The sequence below is a fragment of the Leptospira semungkisensis genome, assembly GCF_004770055.1.
Taxonomy (GTDB): Bacteria; Spirochaetota; Leptospiria; order Leptospirales; family Leptospiraceae; genus Leptospira_B; species Leptospira_B semungkisensis.
Genome location: NZ_RQEP01000005.1, coordinates 1,286,852 through 1,305,288, shown reverse-complemented (window position 1 = coordinate 1,305,288; position 18,437 = coordinate 1,286,852). Strand labels below are relative to the sequence as shown.

Here is an 18,437-nt window from a genome sequence, read left to right as displayed (position 1 = left end):
CCCTGTCGAGAAAGCATAAAAGCAAATAGACAACCACCTTCAAATCTTAGTGAGAAGGAATAGCCAAAAGAGAGCTCCTACTTAGTCCATACGCATTATGCAAAGGAACAATAGTTTTAATTTAACTGCGACGTTGAGAGTTTTAGGAAAATTGTTAAGCTCAGAATCTCATCTTGAATTTAGCAAATGATTCAGTCTCGTACTGATTATCATATACTTTCACATAAGAAGGGACCGTTTTGACAGGCGCAGTTCCCACTTCTACCGTTTCTGAGTCTAAGCCGAGAGCATAGAATGTGACGGTTAACGCGAGCATCAAACCCATGCAATCCAACATGAGTCCGCCTTGGATCCCGGTATGCCTTGCGAAGTTTCCGCCTAGAGAACGATAATTATTGAACTGGTTACGTGCATGTTGATATACATGTTCTTGGTAAAAATAGGACATTAAAAAAGTCTGTTGGCTGGGAGAAGACTGAGCCAAGTTCTGCAAAGCTACAAAATTTGTGATCGTGACTGTTGGACGTATACTTTCGAAGGCTTGATCGGCGCGGTAATTGAAATAATAATAACCTGCGTAAAAGAACAAGGTCCCGTAAAGGGAATAGATCGCAAAATCATCGTAGGTATGATCCAAGAACAAATACTTTCTATTTTTATAATAGGTTACTGAGTCGCCCAATCGCAACTTTGCAAATACCTCGGCAGTCTCGCCCTTCTTTACTTCTACTCCCTTAAATTTATCTACATGGTCCTCCATGGTTAATCGAATCCGATTCCAGCCAGTTTTGACAGGAATCTTCGCCAGTGGTGTCGTTCCCAGATATTCGGAACCGAGATATACTTTTGCCCCAGAAGGCTCAGAAGTAATCGTGACGAATCCTTCTTTTTTATCTTTTTCTAATGGAATATTTAACTCTTTAGGTCCGTCTCTCAGATCCACTTGTCCGATCCAATCTTCGAATCCGTTTTTAGTCACTCTTACGTCGTGGACCCCGGCCAAAATATCCGTTCTTCTGAGCGGAGTCTTACCTATATAATTCCCATCCAGAAAGACCAAGCTATCATAATGCTGGCTCGTCTTAACACTAAAGGTTTGGGTCGTTTTGCCCAAAAGGATCCTTCGAATTTCCTCTATAATTGTCCCTAATTCTTGATAAGAACGTCTAACGCTTGTTTTATGTGAGAATTCCTTTTTGGACCCGTCTTTGGAGGATCTAAGCCGGATGCGGATCTGGATCTCATCCTTTCCCTTCTTCTCGAATTCTCCATAGATTGCATAAAAGCAATCGAACTTACGTGAGACAGGTATAATGAATCCTTCGTCAGGAGCAACCTCTCCTTCGTACGGCTGTACTTTCAAAGAGAGATATCTAGGATCTCGAGAAGTGGTTAGATTATATTCTCCCCTTCTCAACTTCTCCAGTTTCTTTGCGTCCCATTCTCCTTCTCGAATCCTTGTACTCTCTCCTTGCGCCCCATACGCGTACTGTATGCTTTTAGGAATTAAGGATTCATCATAGATCTGAACGAGCGACTTTAAGCCTGAATAAACAACGGAAGCGTATCCTGCAGAATAAAAATCTATATTCTTATCTCCGGATAAATTACGAAGAGGAAAGATGCATAACTTTCTTTCCTTCTCGAATTGAATTCTTTCAGGAGAAGAAAGTTCCTGAAAGCGATAATACTCATCAATACCGTAAATCGGCCCGACGATCGCCAATGGCAGCAAGGAAAGTAAGACCGCGAATGCGGAGATCTTTTTTGGGAACCTGAATCTCAAGATCTCTTTCCTCCTACTGTGATTACAAGTCCTAGTATTCCTAGAGTTGGAAACACTAAGGACCAAGGAGCAGTCTGTGCATAATCCTTAGAAAAGGCAATCTGTTCTCCCAAGCCAGGTCCGAAGGTCTCTCCTCCGACAGAAATCCCCAAGAATCCGAAGATAGCTAAAGTCATCACCACAGAAGGCAATCCGGTGGTCAGCAAGACTCTCAGAATTTGAAAAGTCTGAGGAAGAAGATGTTCCCTAAATACATAGCCCTTGCTCGCGCCGAAGCAAGAAGCGACTAACGCATACCCACTACTACTCACCTCTTCTATTTTCGCTCGTACCGTTTCGTAGGCCTGTGCCCAGTCTCCGAGCAGAATAGCAATGAACAATGGAATTGGTCCTGAACCGAATACCTGCACTACTAGTAAGGCCAAAAGCAAGGAAGGAAGAGAAACAAACACAGAAGACAATGGAGTTAGAACATTCCTCTTTGCAAATGGACTGGAATATGCAAAAAATGCGATGAGAGATGATATAGCGAGAGTCAGTATTCTTGCAGGAAATGCGAATAAGAAAGTAGCCAAACTTCCATAAGCAAACATAGAAAACACATCTCTTCCTAATCTATCTTTTCCAAAGGGAAAACTCAAAGAAGGAGAAAGAAAGGAATCATCTAGATTCACAAAGGTAGGAGCTTGGGTTATAAAAATTCCCAAAACAACTAACAAGAGATAGGTGGAAATCGCGGCCCAACGCAAATAATCGGTTATACTCAAGCTGCCCCCGTTTCCCAACCCAAAAGTCTATCCCGAACTCGTTCGGAGACCCTAGTCAGAATATAGAAAACAGTCCCGCTATAAAAAAGCAATGCGGCAAGCAAACCAGAGTCCATGGTGCGAATCGCGTGATACATGGACTTGCCAATTCCTGGAAAGAAAAAGATCTCTTCTACAACGATCGCACCTGAAAGAAGAGAACTCAGATCCAAGAGAACCAAGATCAAAAGCACAGGAGAGATCTTAATCAATATATGCTTGAATAATATTCGATTTTCCGAATATCCTCTCGCCTTTAAAACGTTTACGTAGGCGGACTTTTCTTCCGTATCCGCAAGCTTATATGCGAATAAAAAGATTCTTGCGAACACTCTGGACCCTAAAGCAATCCCTGGCAGGATCACATAAGCGGTTTCCCCTGGCTCATATCCTCCCGGAGGCAACCATCCCAAAACCAAGAAGAATAAGATCAGAAGAAAGACAGCCACCACAAAGATGGGAGTAGATAAAATCAACTGGCTCGTCAGACTAAACAAACCGCCTAAGAACGCAAAAGTTTTAGTCTGAGAAAGAAGGGCGAGACTCACAGAGAAGAAAGTTCCCACAAAGATCGCAAAACCCGCCAAATGCAGAGTCGGCCAAAAACGGGAGAGCAAGTGAGAAAGCACAGAATCACCTGACTCAGTCTTCCCCAAATCGAAGGTAATCAAACCTTTCCAAAAAAGAAGATACTGAGTTGCGAAACCTTCGCGCTGCGAAAGCTCCGCGGAATCCTCTTGTCGGATCCCTGAGTCGGCTTGCAAAAATTCCTTATTCACAGAGCGAAGTTGGGAAAAGAAGACTGCGACTGCGGAAAGAAATACCGCAAAGATCAAGAATCGCTTGGCTTCTTCCAACAAAATCTCTTCCTCAAGCCGAGAAAGCTTTCCGGATATCTTCGAAATTTTGAGAGAGGATCAATTTCTCCCTGTCCTCTTTTACGTTCAGAGTCTTAGCGATCTGGGCCAGGGTCTTGATATGTTCTTGGAATTTGGATTTGGGAACGATTAGAAGAATGAAGATATGAACGGGGAGATGGTCGATTGCGTCAAAGTCGATGCCCTTTCGCGAGAGCCCCATCACGCATTTGAGTTCGTCCACCAGGTTGACCGAACAATGGGGGATAGCGACACCGCTTCCGATCCCGGTCGACATGGACTTCTCTCTCGCCATCAAAGATTCATACACAGGTTCTCTGTCCTCCCCGGAGATGAGTCCGGAGTCGACGGCCTTTTGGAGAAGTTGATTGATCACTTCTTCCTTCGAGGAACCTTCTATTTCAAAAATTACAGTCTCGGGCTTAAGTAAAGCGAGGAGCTGGTTCATGCCTCTCTATCCTATCTCCTAGGAAAATACGAATCAGGAGGGATTCAATGAAAAAAAACGAAGATACCCACAGGAATGTAGGAACATAAGAGGTGGGAGTAAAAAAAATCCCGAGCCCAATCGGAGCCAACGCCAAAAAAGAAAGAGGCAAAAGTGTGCCTGTATTTCTTCCCGGTAAATTTAGAAGAAGTAAGAACGCAAAACTTCCCGACCAGACCGGTCCGGAAACAGTTTCCCATCCAGGAATTCCCGCAGAATAAAGCCAGAAGGAAAGAAGAAGTCCGAAAACCAAAGGCAAGAAGATCGCCAAATTGCGTTTTAATAATAAAGGAAGAAGAAATAAGATCCCGAAGCCTCCGCTCGCTTCTAAAGCGGAGAATCTAAATGCAGGAAGAAGTTCCGATGCGGAAAATCCAGCAGTGTACAGATCCGGATAAGAATTTCCTCTGAATCCGAAGCCTGGGTAGGAGATCCAACCGTCGATTCCAGGCAGAAAATATAATATTAAGAAAATCAAAAATTGCAAAATAGAAAGAGGGAATCTGACTTTGATCCGATTTTCCCAGATCCACCAAACTCCCAGCCCGATCCCTTGGGCAAGGATCGCATGTAATAAATATCTAGAATCTCTGGGAAGAAGAAGAGAAAATGCAAGCGCATGATTCAGCCAGTACAGAATGTAAGACTTCCCGCCTGCTAATAGAAAATATGCGAGAAGTCCGAAAGAGATCCCTGCAAGAACGGGAGCCAGAAGATAATAAGAGCCTCCCGAGCCGATCACGAGCAAAAAGCCCGAGATCAACGTGAATAGAATGTCCGGAAATAAGAGATCCTTGCGTCGAAAGAACCCGTTTTGGGTAGAAAGCACATAACTAAAAGCCATGGTTCGCCTCCTTCCAATTTCGGATCTGATCCCGAAGAGAGATGCTGGATGGGCAAAGAAAGGTGCAAATCCCGCATTCCATACAAAGCCCAGCTTGGAAATTCCCGAAACTCGAAACGAGAGCCATTGGATTTGCCTTGGTAGGACAGTTTAAGGAACATTCCCCGCATTCTACACAAGGAAATTCCTTTCTTTGCGAATCATATCGAGTGAGAAAGATCAAAGAATAATGCTGTCGAATATCCCAGTAAAACCCCTTCTGAACATCCCGGACCGGATGCTTCTCATAAAAAGAATTCACAGTAAAACTAGAATACTGAGAGCCCAAATCTTCGAATAAGAATTTCAGACTCTGTCCGTTGCGGATTCGGAGAGTAGACTCCGACTTACGCAATCCTCCGTTTTTCCCTAAGAAATAGAGACTGATCTCTCTTTCAATAAAAGGGAAATCCGCAAATAATGCTCTATAAAGATTATATAATGTTTCTGGACCGATATATAGTACGTCTCCGATCCTAGAAAAGGAAAGCTTCTCCGTTTGATTCGCGAAGTATTCAGGAATTCCCCAAGGATAAGAGTACGTCTTAATTGGTGGTTTCATGCCGAAGATATAATCTTTGATCTTCGCTTCGGGAAACATTGCCTTCAATACTTCTAAAAAGGAAGAATGACAATCCGAATTCTTTTTCAATTCAGGAAGGAAATCCACATCCTGAGTTTTCGTAAAAGGAGAAAGAAGGATTAGTTTGGTCTTTGTCTTGGATCTGAAATAAGAAGAAAGAGAATGTTCCGGAAAATCCAAACTCACCAGACCCAACCTATCCATGGTCTCCAGAACTTCATCTTTTTGTAATGTTCTAAAAACCCAAGGCTTGGAGCCCACGAAATTTCCGTCCTGCACGATACGGATCTTGGACCCTTCTTCGCTATGTTCTAAGGATGCGATCCCGTTTACAGGAGAGAGTACTATGCCGGAATTTTGTTTATAGAGAGGATCCCCTACTTTCACCCGAACCGGAAAATCCTTGAGTAATAAGGCGTCGCGGTCCGGGAAAAGAGTGTAGGGTTCGTCCAGGACCGTTTTGCGATTTCCCGTCTCTTTTACGGTCCTGGGTTGGAGGAGGAACGGTTTTGCGAACAATGCCCTTTTTAGTTAGGCGACTTAACCATGTAGATTTCGTCTTTGATAGGAAGTTCTTTCTTCAGATTTTTGATATAAGGAAGAATTTCTCCCATCGGCTCGTAGAATTCGCAATCAGTTTGCATACGGCGAGCCACGGTGAAGTATTTATATAACTTCTCTTCGCCGGAACGTTTGGACCATTTTTTCTTGGTACATTTGACCCGGAGGATGTATTTGTCCGCCTCGGATTCATACTGCCTAACGGTTACGCAATGCAGGCAGTTGGCGCAATAGACTTTCTCGCTCATCGGTTATCCTGTTTCCTGGGGTATTTGACAGATTTAGGCGAGAACGCAGGGAGTCAACCCGTTTCTCGCCATTTGGAAGCCTGTCAGGCTTCCTGAGGGATCTCTTCTTGAGCCGCGTTTCTTGATTCCTTGTATTTCCAAGAAGCCTCTTGGAAAGATTTGAAGGAAACGAAGAAGAAGCCGATTCCGTAAATCAGCAGGAAGCCTACGATATAAGGACGTCCCACTAAGAAGGAGAGCGCAACGGAGAACACACAATAACAACCGAGTAGGAATTCCAACACTACGTGGAAATCCAATGGAACGGTATATTTCAACCTTTCTTTCAGGGAATCCGAATCCTTCTCAATTCTGAGTTTAGGAGTTCTCTTGAAAGAAGATTGGATCCCAAGAACTGCTTCTAACCAAGCTCTGGTGTTTACGATCGCAATCCCGGTCCCGATCATGATCAGAATAGGAAGATAAACTAATCTCTTTTTCCAATCCTTGTATAATGTCTTTTGAGAATACGCATAGAAGAAGAGAGGTCCGACAGATCCTATCGAAAGAACCGCTGCGGTTCCAGAGAGAACTTCCAAAGGAAGATCATAGAAACTGAATCCAGACCAGTACTCCATAAGAAGAAGAGGAGCGCTGAATAGAATGTTCACGATCATCAAAGGGTGAACAGAATAATTGATCAGGTGAGTCACAGCCTCTGCCTTGGTTTTCCAAGGAAGATCTGCCTTCCAAATACGTGGAAGAAGTTTCACTGCAGTTTGGATGGAGCCCTTGCACCAACGGAACTGTTGGGACTTATAAGCGGACATCATCGCAGGGATCTCAGCAGGGCAAACCACGTCTTTGAAGTAACGGAATTTCCAGCCTCTTAGCTCGGCTCTGTAAGAAAGATCGAAGTCCTCAGTAAGAGTATCGTGCTCCCAACCGCCTGCGTCTTGGATGGTTTTCTTTCTCCAAGTACCTGCAGTACCGTTGAAATTCATCCAAAGTTTGGCTCCATTTCTCGCCACCTGCTCGATCATGAAGTGACCGTCGATACCGAAGCTCTGAGCCTTTGTAAGAATATTATAATTTGCGTTAATATGACCCCAACGAGCCTGAACCATTCCGATCTGAGCATCATCGAAATAAGCCATGGTCTTGAGAAGAAAGTCAGGATCAGGAACGAAGTCCGCATCGAAAATAGCGATGAATTCGCCTTTAGAAACAGCCATTCCTTCGTCCAAAGCACCTGCTTTGTGACCTACACGATTCGTTCTGTGTAAGTGATGGATATCGAAGCCTTGCGCCTTGTATTTTGCGACCAAGGAAGCCGCTTTCTGGATGGTTTCGTCAGTAGAATCGTCCAGAACTTGGATCTCGAGTTTATCTTTAGGATACTTGAGAGCGATTGTAGAGTCGATCAAACGATCCACAACGTAGAATTCATTAAAAATAGGAAGCTGAACGGTAACGACCGGAAGGTTCGGGTCATCTAAGGAAAGATTTCTGCTCGGATCAGTGTCGCAATTGGCGTTGTACTTCTTATACAAATACACCATGATATACGTATGAATCCCAAAAAAGAATAATCCCAGGATATCCAGGGCGTAGATTGCCAAAAAGAGAAACGTGACGACTGTGAGCATTTGGGACAAAAATTTCAGGAGGGGTCAAAAAGTCAATGGATTTTGCAGCGCATCATTCCTGGGCTCCCCCTTCCTCCCCGAAATTAATCGGGACTCAAACGGAAAAAAATCGGAGCCTTCCCTAAGGTCCCAATATTGAAATCCGATATTCTAAACCGGATGGACTCCAAGCCTCCCTGGCTAGAGTACTTCCACTGCGAATTTTCACTTTCTTACAAGGGGATGGGACGGACCGTCCTCTATTTTTTTCTGGGGGAGGTTTCCCCCTCGCTTCAGCCGCATTCGCGTCTTACGCTACCCCCTCTCCGGGAAATCTACCCGCTTCGAACCCCGGACCCGATCGCGATTAAGACTTGTCCTTAAGACATAATTTACCTAATGTTGCACCAATGCGTTCCGCTATCATCGGTATCATTGCAGCCTTTGCTTCCGTATTGCTCGCCATCTTATTAGAAGAAGCGCATTTTCTCTCTTTCGTCAAATTCTCCGCACTCATTCTGATCTTAGGTGGAACAGCAGGCGCAACCTACGCAAGTTATACACCCGAAGAATTTGCAGGACTCATCCTTCACTTAAGAGAATCATTATTTCCTAAAAGAGAATTCTCTCTCTCCGATCTATTCTTAGATTTCGCAGAGAAAGCTCGCAAGAACGGACTCTTATCCCTCGAAGACCAACTCACAGGAGTACCCGATTCCTTTTTACGAAAAGGGATCCAACTCATCGTGGACGGAACGGATCCAAGAGCGGTAGAAGAAATCCTATTCGAAGCCGCAGAAGGAATGGAAGAAAAAGAGATCCGCTCCGCAAAAATCCTAGAAACCGCGGGAGGATTCTCTCCAACGATAGGTATCATCGGAACAGTGATGGGACTCGTAAGTGTTTTGGAAAATCTGAATGCAGGAACGAGAGCCCTGGGAGAAGGGATTGCTACGGCATTCATCGCAACCTTTTACGGGATCGCATTCGCAAACTTAGCTTACTTTCCTCTGGCAAACAGACTGCGCACCTGGGCATTCGCTCGCAATCGAAGAAGACAAGCAATCATCCGAGGGATCATCTCCTTGCAAACTGGAGATAATAGAAGGATCCTTGTGGAGAGAATGGCACCTTTTCTTTAAAAGTTCCTACTTAATCTAGGAAGAGTTCCTACGAAGAAGGTTCTCGAATAATTTTACTTGTTAGAATGCGATTTTTATGATATAGGGAACACGGCTTCTCCCACAAGCCCACCTCCTCCACCCAACTCGGGTGGGGGCCGCGACTCGAAAAATACGATTAGTTCCTACATTTCTCGAATCTTCTAGATCTCGTTAATCCCCTGATCCTTCTTTCTATTTTCATCGGCCCACATTTTCTTTTCTCTTTCCTGATCGACCGCATAAGGCTCTACATACTTTCTCTTAGAACCGAATTGAAACTCCCAGAATGCACCCAGTCGTCTCGGGTCAAATAGGTTGCCTCTCGTAAGAAGAATAATAGAATCATAATATTCTTTCAGATTCGGATCGAAGATCTCATTCTCATTCGCGCCTACACTTTCAAAATATCCCAGAGGAAGATGACGGATCTTATGACCCACTCTCCCCTTTCCTTTGATACGAGCGAGTAGCGGATCCCCGAGCGCCACTATATCGATGATGTATTGGGTCGGAAGAAAGAAGCCGATCACTCCAGTATTGTATTTGATAAATACTTTTTCTGGCGAAGGAGGAAAGAAAGGCTTCTTCTCCGCCAAATTAGAAAGAAGAGAATCATTCTTTTTGTACCAACTTAGACCTGTGGCAGGATAGTACCAAAGTTTCTCATCTGCGATTTCTTCCCTTCCCAAAAGCCAAGGATTCAATTTTGCCTGTTGTTTGATCGTATGGATCGGAGTGGAAGAAAGTGCTATATTATAGATAATTAAAACAGAAGAAAGGAGATAGATCTCTCTTTTCCCAAGATTTTCCATCCGAACAAAGGCGATACCGAATAGAAGGATCACATAGGTAAAGAACCTTCCCGCCATGAAGTCCCCGCCCACAAACACTATATAAACCAGATAGGGAATCGAAAATGCAAGAGCCGCCCAGAGAGGAGTCACCTTCTTCTTTAAAATAGAGCGGATCAATAGCACGGTCGGCAAGAAGAGAAAGACTATAGAATCCCATTTCGATTCAAAGAAGTAATACAGAAATCCCTGACGCAATGTATGAGCAAGAGTATCTTCCACATTCGTTTTAGAATAATAGGTATTAGGCAACAAGGATCCGTAATATACTGCGGAGAAGAGAAACCATAAGATCGCAGGAGATGTGCAAACAAGCAGTCGGATCAATAGGACCCGATCTAATTTCTTCTGTTTCCATTCTTGGACAAGGGCAATGCAGAGGGGAAGAATAAAGATCAGTACGAAATCGATCCGTGAGACTAGTCCCAGACTCGCCAGCAAGACCAAAGACGGAAGCCTGGACTCACTCGTATTTTCCTTCTTCTTAAAATACTGATAAAAGAATATCGCTTCGATCAAATAGTTCAGAGAATTCTCTAATCCTGAATAGGAATAATCCACAAACGACTTAGAAGAAAATAAAAATCCGATCCCGATCCAAAACGCCGCAGAAGAAATTGCCATCTTTCTTAAAAAATAGAGCGCGGACAAACCGAAACAGAAAGAGCTTAAAAAAGACCAAAGAACTATGTTTTGATAGGAATAATAAAAAGGAGAAAGAATTAGAATCAAGAGAGGATTCGTAAACGCCTGGACTCTCTCTGCAATATTCCAGCGAAGTCCGAATCCATTTACAAAATGATCCAGAACGCGAAAGCTGATAAAGGAGTCGTCACTCAACCAGGCATTATGAAAGGATAAATAACTAAATATTATAAAAACAGCAAGCGGCTCAAGAAAAGATCTTTGGGTTAGGCCCTTCTTCCAATCGAAACCAAACATTTACTAGGACATGAAAGCGGTTAAGCCTCCCTTCTTTCTCCCATTCGAGAAAGTATCTCTCTGATCTTTTTTTCGGCTCCGTCAGGAGTTAGGACAAGAAGTACATCCCCATCTTCCATCTTGGTCTTACCTGTAGGAACCAGGTGAGAATCGCCTCTATAGATAAGAGTGATCAAAGAGCTTTCAGGAAAATCCAATTCATATACGAACTTACCAACAGATGCTGATCCGTACGGGACAATATATTCTAGGAGTTGGGTATCGCTCTGTTCTTTGTTCTCAAACTCGAACGGATAAGAAGCTCTTTGCTCTAACGCTGCCTGCAGTCCGAGAAGTTGGACCGCAAATGGGATCGTGGTCCCTTGCAATAATAAAGAGGTAAGTACGGTAAAGAATACCAAGTGGAAGATCATTTCGGATTCAGGCAGTTGCTTTGCAAACGGAAAGGTCGCCAAGATAATCGGAGCGGCTCCTCTCAATCCCACCCAAGAGATCAAAAGTTTTTCTCTCCAATCCACTTTGAATCCGATCAGAGCAAGAAAGACTGCGGCAGGCCTTGCGACAACTATTAGAAAAACAGAAAATGCAATTCCTAAGATCGCCACAGAAGAGATCTTGGACGGAAACACAAGAAGTCCCAAGGTAAGGAACATCACGATCTGCATCAGCCAAGCGATCCCGTCCATGAATCTAACGTTACTTCGTTTATGTACGAAAGACCGATTTCCTATAATAATCCCTGCGATATAAACGGCTAAGAACGGGTTTCCTCCGATCAAGTCGGTGGATGCATACACAAACAATACGGAAGCCGAAAGAAGTACTGGATACAAACCCTCATAGTCCAATTTGATCCGGTTCATTCCACGATAGATCCAATACCCAAGAAGAAGTCCGAGTATGATCCCTAAACTGAATTGTTGCACGACTGTCCATGCAAGAACTTCCCAAGAAGGAGCCTTTGTTCCTACGAAACCTAAAACGGAAGTAGTCAATAATACCGCAAGAGGATCATTGCTTCCGGACTCCAGCTCCAATAAAGAAGTCAGTCCTTTTCTCATTCCAGTATTGCTAGTACGAAGTACATTGAATACTGCCGCTGCATCTGTAGAAGATACTACCGCGCCTAAAAGAAATCCAATAATAGGATCGAAGCCTAGAACATAGATCGCAAAGAGTGCTACAATGAAACAGGTGAGAAGTACTCCTAAGGTTCCGAGTGAGATTCCTTTCCAGAGTACTGGTTTAACCTTTTCCCAATCCGTTTCGAGACCACCGGAGAAGAGGATAAATGCCAAAGCGACCGAACCAACTTTTCTTGTTAGGTCTGCATCATTGAACCAGATTTTTAAGATACCATCGGAACCTGCAAGCATCCCGATGGTGAGAAAGATAAGTAGAGAAGGAATACCAAATTTTGTGGAAACACGCAAGAGGCCGATGCTGAGGATGATCAAACTCGACAGCGCTAAGATCTGAAACTCGAAATTAAGAGAATGCAGCTCCACTACGATAGATTCTGACGTACCGAAAATTATGCGAATTCTTTTTTAGAATTCGTTATACAATTTTATAAAAGAAGAAAGCGTTTTTTTGCAACTAGACTACGTCCGAATTCAATTCATAGAGAAGATCTTCCAACTCTCTGGGATCAGTAACTTCTACCAAGCGATCCTCTCCGAATTCATCCGCTTCCATTTTCACTGCGAGGTATCCGAAGCTTTCTTCCCCTTTTAAAAAACCAACATCCAAATTCACTAGGTCCTTCTCTTCTTCTGAAGAAGGAATAAGTAAGAAGTATTGGTTCTCATCCAACTCTACAACTTCTCCCACAACGAACGAATATGGATTTCCATCCTCATCCAATAAATGTAAGATCTCGTCTCCAAGCTCCTCATGTTCTACAGACTCGGATTCTTTATCGTAGGATTCCAGCAAGGATGTTTCCTCCAAGATAAAGATCGGCAGAATCGTCTTTCGGAAACTTCGTTAAAAATTCATCAAGTTCTCGTAAAGGGTGGACAAAGAAAAAAATTTCACTTTTATAGGAGTAACTTGCCGTGTTTTCGGTTCTATACTTGCAGAAAACTCGATGATGCCATATTAGGTGATACTTCGTAAGCGAATTTTTATGCATTTTAGGCGTCTTCTTTTCCTACTCATTTGCTCCGTTGTGTTCCTTTGGAACTGTGCTAGGCTCGAATTAGCTTCGAGTATGGTGGCAAAAGGCGTTTTTGAAGGAAAGAATTGGAATGTCGAAAATCCGGTCCTTCTTACCGGTGAGTGGGAAATTTATCCAGGCAAGCTTCTAGGTTCCGAGCCGGAGCTAAACCAATCTCAGCCTCCGTTACTCACCTCGGTCCCGAATGTATGGAATCAGATCGAAAAGAATGGAGCCCTTCTATTTCCGGAAGGAAAAGGATTCGCCACTTACAGACTGCATCTTTCTCTTCCTGAAAATTCTCCGAATCTAATGCTCCGAGTTCCTGATCAGGGCACTGCCTATTCGGTATATGTGGACGGACATTTGACTCAAACCGTAGGACAGGTCGGAAAAACTGTCCAAGGATCTATTCCTTTTTTAAGCACAAGCCTCATCTATATTCCCGGTCATGCTAAGAGATTGGATTTCGAGATCTCCAATTTCAAACATATCTATGGTGGGCTCTGGTTCCCTCCTAAAATGGGAACTCCTACAACAATATTAAAAGAACATCATACAGAGATCGGGATAGAGATTGCTACTGCTTCTGCCATGCTCGTACTCGCAATTTACCAGATCATGGTTTATATACGGACTCGCAATGAGAGAAGTTCCATTTACTTTGCTCTCTTTTCCATTATGGGAGTATTGCGTTTCTTCTTAACAGGCAATCGATTGTTCAACTCCGCATTTCCGGATGTGCCTTGGGAGATCAGTTACCGCTTAGAATATGTCAGCACATATCTGATGTGCTCTGGATTCTTAGCATACTCTGCTACTTCTTATCCGAAAGATTTTAACAAGAGAACAGAACTCTTTTCTCTCATCATACTTGCTATTTTCGCTATTCCCGCATTGATCATGCCTGTCTATATTTATGCAAATTTACTTACAGCATACCAGATCATTACTGCAGTCAGTGGAGCGTACGTATTCTTAGGCTCCGCAAGAGCAGTCCTACACAAAAGGCCTGGTTCGACACTGTTCCTGATCGGGATCGCCTGTATTTTAGTAGCCGGCGCGAACGATATACTTGCGTCGAGATACGTATTAAATAATCATTATATTCTTGCTCCTGCGATCCTATTATTCGTCTTTTCCAGAAATTTAGGATTCTCCTCCTCTTTTACACATGCCTTAGAGGCTTCTCATAAGGCCCAAGAAGAGTTGCAGGTCGCAAACCGAAATCTGAATGAATTAAAGATCGAATTGGAGAAGAAGGTCGAGTCCAGAACCCAATTGTTGGTAGAAGAGAAGGAAAGAGCGGAGTCAGAGGCAAAGTATAGATACGATTTCTTGGCAACTATGAGTCATGAAATCCGGACACCTCTGAACGGTCTTTTAGGAACCTCTAATCTTCTCTCGGAGTCTCCTTTAAATCCGGAACAAAAAGAATACGCAGATATTATCCAAACTTCCGGCGAAAACCTTTTACATCTGGTAAACCAATTATTAGATCTTTCTAAAATAGAAAACCAACGTTTCTCTTTAGAGATACTTCCCTTCGATCCTTTTGCGGTATTGCAAAAAGCGGCGAGAGTGGTCAAGGCCAGAGCCGAAGAGAAACGCATCTTTTTAAACATAGATTATCCGGAACATCACCCGGGCATCTTTATGGGAGACGAGAGCAGGATCCAACAAGTACTCTTGAACCTTCTTAGTAATTCCGTAAAGTTCACTAGCTCCGGAGGAAAGGTTTCTCTTGCAGTCCGCTTTTACGGAGAAGATAATTTCTCCCGCATCCTAGAATTTTGGGTCGAGGACAATGGGGTAGGCATCGAGAAGGAACAGACAGCTCTTCTGTTCGAGCCTTTCATCCAAGGAGACAATTCAGTCGCAAGAAAATTCGGAGGCAGCGGCCTAGGACTCACCATCTCCAAGAAATTGGTAGAGTTGATGGGGGGAAGCATCCGACTGACTAGCAACCCAGGCAAGGGTTCTAGATTCTCCTTCTTGCTCCCCTTCCCTCAAGAAGAATTAGAAAAGCAAGAATTAGAAGAAGAGCCTGCGCCGATTCCGAACTTCCCGAGTATCAAAATACTATTAGTAGAAGATCAAGAATTCTGCAGAAGAGTCGCCCAAGACACTCTTACTAAATTAGGAATGAATCTAGAAAGCGTGAATTCTGGAAAAGATGCGCTCGCAAGATTAGAAGAAACGGAAACCTTCGAGATCGTATTCTTAGATATAGATTTGCCGGACATGAGTGGAACTGCGGTCGCAAAGAAGATCAAGGATATGTTCGGAAAGAAACCGTACCTGGTGGCCTGGACTGCTCACGCATTGCCAGGCTCAGAAGAATCCTTTAAGTCCATAGGATTCGATTCCTATCTCAAAAAGCCTACTCTCTTCAAGGATTGGATCAAATTCTTCGAAACGTATATGAAGGTAAAACGCAAATAGCCTTATATAGCCAATGAATGTTTTAAGAAAATTGAATATATATATAATTCTCGGACTGATGGTAGCCTTTCCACTTCTCTATTGTAATGAGGGAAGGCCGGATTGCAGCCATGCAACCGCAAGCGATAGAAAGATCTCTCAGCCGTTGGAAATGGCTTGTATTGCGGACAAAAAGAATTCCGACTTTTGCGATCTATATATTCTGCAAATGTACTACCATTCTCACTGCTGGTAGAATTAAAATTCTTCGAAAGGAAGTTTGTTCTTCTTAGCGTTATTGCATTCCTTGCATGCAGGTACAAGGTTCGCCTTGATCGACTTCCCGCCTTTGGCTAATGGGATCAGATGGTCCATAGTCAGTTCATCAGGGGAAAATTTCTTACCACAATAATGGCAGATGCCGTCCGCCTTTTTCTTTTTCCACCAGGGAGTCTTGCGCAGATCCTTTGCGATCTGTCTCTGCTTTTTTATCTCCGCTTCGCCTACCCATAGCAAAGGTTCTTCCGAAAATTCTCCCGGACCGTTCATACAGTAGAATTATCCGACCAATCCGTCCCTGGTCCGGACCAGGCCAGTCTTAATTTTGGACTCTGAGGTTTGCATTCTATACCGTTCTTGATCCCGAAAGCGGTAATAAGAACTGTATCTCCTTTTTGTAATACAATTCCTTCTAAATCGCATTTGCCTTCTATAACCATCAAAACATGAAAGACAGGCTCTTCTGCAAAAGAAGGCAGAGAAAATCCTTCGTTAGAATTCGTTTCTAAGATCTCCATGCGGAACTTATCATTAGAAGTTAGCACGGATCTTTCATAACCGGCGCTTTGGATTTTTTTAGGAATCAATCTATCCTTAGGATCTGCAAAAGAATAATCCAAAACATCCAGAGCCTTTTTTAAGTGAAGTTCTCTAGGACGACCATAATCGTAGACTCTATATGTAGAATCAGAAGATTGCTGCACTTCCATGAGAAGAATGCCTCCTCCAATTGCGTGGATCCTGCCTGGATTCAAAAGAAAGGAATCTAAAGACTCCACTTCTACTTCGTTTAGGATCTCTTCTACCCGATTGGCTTCGACATACTTAGAAAATTCTTCTCTATCGGTTTGTCTTGAAAAACCGCAGACCAACTTGGAACCTGGATCTGCCTGGAGCACTGTCCAAGCTTCTTTCTTTCCGGAACTTTCCGGATCGAATTCTTCGGCATACGCATCATCCGGATGTACTTGTACGGATAATTTTTCCTTCGCGTCTATGAGCTTGATCAGAAGAGGGAACTCTTTTCCTTTAAAAGCTTTTCCTAATATTGCATCTGGATTCGCAAGATAGACCTCTCTGAAAGTCTTTCCCGCAAATTCTCCGTTTGTAATCACTGAAAGATCGGAGCCATAATCAGAAATCTCCCAGGATTCTCCGATCTCTCCGGCTGGGATCTTGCGTCCCAGAACCGTTTCCAGTTTTCGACCGCCCCATACTTTTTCCTTATAGATTGGCTCGAACTTTAAAACCTTCTGCATAAGCCTATTTTTTGTGCCCCTGAAAGAGTTCAATTTTAACTTTCAAGGTCCTTTTCTTGAAATGAGTGAATACATCCGGCCTAAAACCGGAGAGATCCAACGTATAGATCTTACCTGGCACGAGACTACCAGGCTCAGGACTCCATTTTAAATAACGAAAACTCTTATAACTTCCCTTTCCTCCGCAGGAACCGCAGTTCAGATCGGAGCCCATACATTCGGGACATATAGAACGGACCACGAGAGGAATAGCAGCGAAGATCCTTCCGAGAAGTTCCTCTTTCTTTAAACAGATCCGAATATCATGATAGATACCTGTGTATTTTTTCCGGGCGCTGCTTCTTATTCCCGCTCTTAAGAGTCCTCTTCTTGCGAACTCAACTGCTTGAGTCGCAAATAAAATACGGGAAGGAGGAATAACGTACATTCCCGACTTGTATCCCTCATCTCTTTTCTTTCTGATCTGGAATTCAGTATCGAATCTAGTACGAGCGTCAGGCTTCGAAAGGATCTGATAAGACTCTACTACTTGCAAGAAAACAGGTTTAGAACCGGTGATCTTATTATCAGGATGAAAGATCTTCGCGAGCTCTCTATATCTATGTTTAATAGATTCTTGGCTCGCGCCGAAATTAAGGCCCAGAACTCGATAATGATCTATCCAGGCCGAATTCATACTAAGCTTTTAGACCGGAATTCGGAACCGTAAGTTTAGCGGTTCGAATTATATTCTTGGAAGGAGCCTCCGCTATCCAATCCATCCAGCATAGTATCCACATCTTTTGCGTCTGCACGGATGGTACCTTCCACATACTTATCAATCGCCTGAATTACTTCAGCAAGATTGTCCCTATAGGAACGGACAAACTTTACTCTTTGGTCTGGATTTCTGATATTGGAAAGACTATATACTTCCTCTTTGGTTCCCGCATCCGTTTTTTTCTTCACAGTAAGCACTATGGTAGCCGGATCGGAATTTGACACGCTCTCGTTTTTCAATTCGCCGATCTGATCGTCTATCGGACGAAGTTTAGTCACGAGTGATTTTCTAGTAATAAATCGGACTCCATCTAATTTCAGAGCGCTTTGGCCTCCGGAGACTCTGAGATAAAACTTTTTATCTATCAAGTACCTGTCACGGACAGGAAAATTGAAATTCTCGAGCGCTGGCACGAATTGAAAATATTCGTTATCAATAATTTTCTTTCTTTTGTTCAAGAAAGGAAGCATCTGTTCGATTCTCTTGTGAAAGAGTTTAATATCTTTGGTCAATCCCTCTATATCCCGGACCTGCATAGGCTCGTATGGGAGGATTTTAATTTGTCCATCCGCTTCAAAATCCTGAGCAAAGGATTCCCAGCAGAAGAATAATAACAGAAGAAAGAATAAAATAAGTTTCTTCATAAATAGTTAGGAAGCTTTCCTGATAACTAGTGTCGTCCATTCCTTCAAAAAGCCCGGATTTTTCCTAAAAATTCGTTGAATTCCGATCGGATTCTACGAAAAGGGAAGGGACGGA

General features: G+C 43.3%; 17 protein-coding genes. 2 read left to right on the top strand and 15 right to left on the bottom strand.

The window, feature by feature from the left end:
- Nucleotides 1–160 precede the first annotated feature (160 nt).
- The 8 genes from EHO59_RS06180 to EHO59_RS06145 form a co-directional block, all read right to left on the bottom strand.
- Nucleotides 161–1,786 (bottom strand): PEGA domain-containing protein, encoded by a 1,626-nt coding sequence (locus EHO59_RS06180; protein ID WP_135585778.1) that lies wholly within the window; start codon nucleotides 1,784–1,786, stop codon nucleotides 161–163.
- Nucleotides 1,783–2,553 carry an ABC transporter permease subunit gene (locus EHO59_RS06175; protein ID WP_135585776.1) on the bottom strand — a complete coding sequence of 257 codons (771 nt, stop codon included), beginning with the start codon at nucleotides 2,551–2,553 and terminating at the stop codon, nucleotides 1,783–1,785. Before EHO59_RS06175 ends, EHO59_RS06180 begins: the two co-directional genes overlap by 4 nt.
- Nucleotides 2,550–3,452 (bottom strand): ABC transporter permease subunit, encoded by a 903-nt coding sequence (locus EHO59_RS06170; RefSeq protein ID WP_135585774.1) that lies wholly within the window; start codon nucleotides 3,450–3,452, stop codon nucleotides 2,550–2,552. Before EHO59_RS06170 ends, EHO59_RS06175 begins: the two co-directional genes overlap by 4 nt.
- 10 nt (nucleotides 3,453–3,462) lie before the next feature.
- Nucleotides 3,463–3,918, bottom strand: a complete 456-nt coding sequence (locus EHO59_RS06165; RefSeq protein ID WP_135585773.1) for a PTS sugar transporter subunit IIA — start codon at nucleotides 3,916–3,918, stop codon at nucleotides 3,463–3,465.
- The gene (locus tag EHO59_RS06160) at nucleotides 3,893–4,801 is read right to left on the bottom strand and encodes a hypothetical protein (protein ID WP_135585771.1); all 909 of its coding nucleotides are present in this window, start codon (nucleotides 4,799–4,801) and stop codon (nucleotides 3,893–3,895) included. The genes EHO59_RS06165 and EHO59_RS06160 overlap by 26 nt, the downstream gene beginning before the upstream one ends.
- Nucleotides 4,791–5,942 (bottom strand): oxidoreductase, encoded by a 1,152-nt coding sequence (locus EHO59_RS06155; RefSeq protein WP_135585769.1) that lies wholly within the window; start codon nucleotides 5,940–5,942, stop codon nucleotides 4,791–4,793. Before EHO59_RS06155 ends, EHO59_RS06160 begins: the two co-directional genes overlap by 11 nt.
- An 8-nt stretch (nucleotides 5,943–5,950) precedes the next feature.
- Nucleotides 5,951–6,232: a hypothetical protein gene (locus tag EHO59_RS06150; protein ID WP_010414765.1), complete on the bottom strand. Its 282-nt coding sequence runs from the start codon at nucleotides 6,230–6,232 to the stop codon at nucleotides 5,951–5,953.
- Nucleotides 6,233–6,315: 83 nt separating this feature from the next.
- Nucleotides 6,316–7,860, bottom strand: coding sequence for a cellulose synthase family protein (locus EHO59_RS06145; RefSeq protein WP_135585766.1), 1,545 nt, complete (start codon nucleotides 7,858–7,860; stop codon nucleotides 6,316–6,318).
- A 389-nt stretch (nucleotides 7,861–8,249) separates the two neighbouring features.
- Here EHO59_RS06145 and EHO59_RS06140 point away from each other — a divergent pair, with 389 nt between their 5' ends.
- The gene (locus EHO59_RS06140; RefSeq protein WP_135585764.1) at nucleotides 8,250–8,981 is read left to right on the top strand and encodes a motility protein A; all 732 of its coding nucleotides are present in this window, start codon (nucleotides 8,250–8,252) and stop codon (nucleotides 8,979–8,981) included.
- A 182-nt stretch (nucleotides 8,982–9,163) separates the two neighbouring features.
- Here EHO59_RS06140 and EHO59_RS06135 read toward each other — a convergent pair whose 3' ends face one another.
- The 3 genes from EHO59_RS06135 to EHO59_RS06125 all read right to left on the bottom strand — a co-directional run bounded on the left by EHO59_RS06135 (nucleotide 9,164) and on the right by EHO59_RS06125 (nucleotide 12,733).
- Nucleotides 9,164–10,693, bottom strand: coding sequence for an MATE family efflux transporter (locus EHO59_RS06135; RefSeq protein WP_246052670.1), 1,530 nt, complete (start codon nucleotides 10,691–10,693; stop codon nucleotides 9,164–9,166).
- 122 nt (nucleotides 10,694–10,815) lie between these two features.
- Nucleotides 10,816–12,297 carry a potassium/proton antiporter gene (locus EHO59_RS06130; protein WP_425460217.1) on the bottom strand — a complete coding sequence of 494 codons (1,482 nt, stop codon included), beginning with the start codon at nucleotides 12,295–12,297 and terminating at the stop codon, nucleotides 10,816–10,818.
- Nucleotides 12,298–12,394: 97 nt separating this feature from the next.
- On the bottom strand, nucleotides 12,395–12,733 hold the full coding sequence (locus tag EHO59_RS06125) for a DUF1292 domain-containing protein (RefSeq protein ID WP_135585758.1): 339 nt from the start codon (nucleotides 12,731–12,733) through the stop codon (nucleotides 12,395–12,397).
- A gap of 193 nt (nucleotides 12,734–12,926) precedes the next feature.
- Here EHO59_RS06125 and EHO59_RS06120 point away from each other — a divergent pair, with 193 nt between their 5' ends.
- Nucleotides 12,927–15,401: an ATP-binding protein gene (locus EHO59_RS06120; protein WP_135585756.1), complete on the top strand. Its 2,475-nt coding sequence runs from the start codon at nucleotides 12,927–12,929 to the stop codon at nucleotides 15,399–15,401.
- Between the two features lie 237 nt (nucleotides 15,402–15,638).
- On the opposite strand, the gene EHO59_RS06115 is transcribed toward EHO59_RS06120, so the two are convergent.
- The 4 genes from EHO59_RS06115 to EHO59_RS06100 are packed head-to-tail and all read right to left on the bottom strand — an operon-like array spanning nucleotide 15,639 to nucleotide 18,322.
- Nucleotides 15,639–15,929 carry an HNH endonuclease gene (locus tag EHO59_RS06115; protein ID WP_135585754.1) on the bottom strand — a complete coding sequence of 97 codons (291 nt, stop codon included), beginning with the start codon at nucleotides 15,927–15,929 and terminating at the stop codon, nucleotides 15,639–15,641.
- Nucleotides 15,926–16,918 (bottom strand): type I phosphomannose isomerase catalytic subunit, encoded by a 993-nt coding sequence (locus EHO59_RS06110; RefSeq protein WP_135585752.1) that lies wholly within the window; start codon nucleotides 16,916–16,918, stop codon nucleotides 15,926–15,928. The genes EHO59_RS06115 and EHO59_RS06110 overlap by 4 nt, the downstream gene beginning before the upstream one ends.
- A 4-nt stretch (nucleotides 16,919–16,922) precedes the next feature.
- Nucleotides 16,923–17,594 (bottom strand): J domain-containing protein, encoded by a 672-nt coding sequence (locus tag EHO59_RS06105; protein WP_135585750.1) that lies wholly within the window; start codon nucleotides 17,592–17,594, stop codon nucleotides 16,923–16,925.
- Between the two features lie 35 nt (nucleotides 17,595–17,629).
- Nucleotides 17,630–18,322 (bottom strand): LIC_12936 family protein, encoded by a 693-nt coding sequence (locus EHO59_RS06100; RefSeq protein ID WP_135585748.1) that lies wholly within the window; start codon nucleotides 18,320–18,322, stop codon nucleotides 17,630–17,632.
- Nucleotides 18,323–18,437: the final 115 nt, after the last annotated feature.

Bases quoted from the DNA above. Each gene is read 5' to 3' on its own strand.
- EHO59_RS06165 (WP_135585773.1), bottom strand. From the start codon at position 3,918: ATGAACCAGCTCCTCGCTTTACTTAAGCCCGAGACTGTAATTTTTGAA.
- EHO59_RS06160 (WP_135585771.1), bottom strand. From the start codon at position 4,801: ATGGCTTTTAGTTATGTGCTTTCTACCCAAAACGGGTTCTTTCGACGC.
- EHO59_RS06150 (WP_010414765.1), bottom strand. From the start codon at position 6,232: ATGAGCGAGAAAGTCTATTGCGCCAACTGCCTGCATTGCGTAACCGTT.
- EHO59_RS06145 (WP_135585766.1), bottom strand. From the start codon at position 7,860: ATGCTCACAGTCGTCACGTTTCTCTTTTTGGCAATCTACGCCCTGGAT.
- EHO59_RS06140 (WP_135585764.1), top strand. From the start codon at position 8,250: ATGCGTTCCGCTATCATCGGTATCATTGCAGCCTTTGCTTCCGTATTG.
- EHO59_RS06120 (WP_135585756.1), top strand. From the start codon at position 12,927: ATGCATTTTAGGCGTCTTCTTTTCCTACTCATTTGCTCCGTTGTGTTC.
- EHO59_RS06115 (WP_135585754.1), bottom strand. From the start codon at position 15,929: ATGAACGGTCCGGGAGAATTTTCGGAAGAACCTTTGCTATGGGTAGGC.
- EHO59_RS06110 (WP_135585752.1), bottom strand. From the start codon at position 16,918: ATGCAGAAGGTTTTAAAGTTCGAGCCAATCTATAAGGAAAAAGTATGG.
- EHO59_RS06105 (WP_135585750.1), bottom strand. From the start codon at position 17,594: ATGAATTCGGCCTGGATAGATCATTATCGAGTTCTGGGCCTTAATTTC.
- EHO59_RS06100 (WP_135585748.1), bottom strand. From the start codon at position 18,322: ATGAAGAAACTTATTTTATTCTTTCTTCTGTTATTATTCTTCTGCTGG.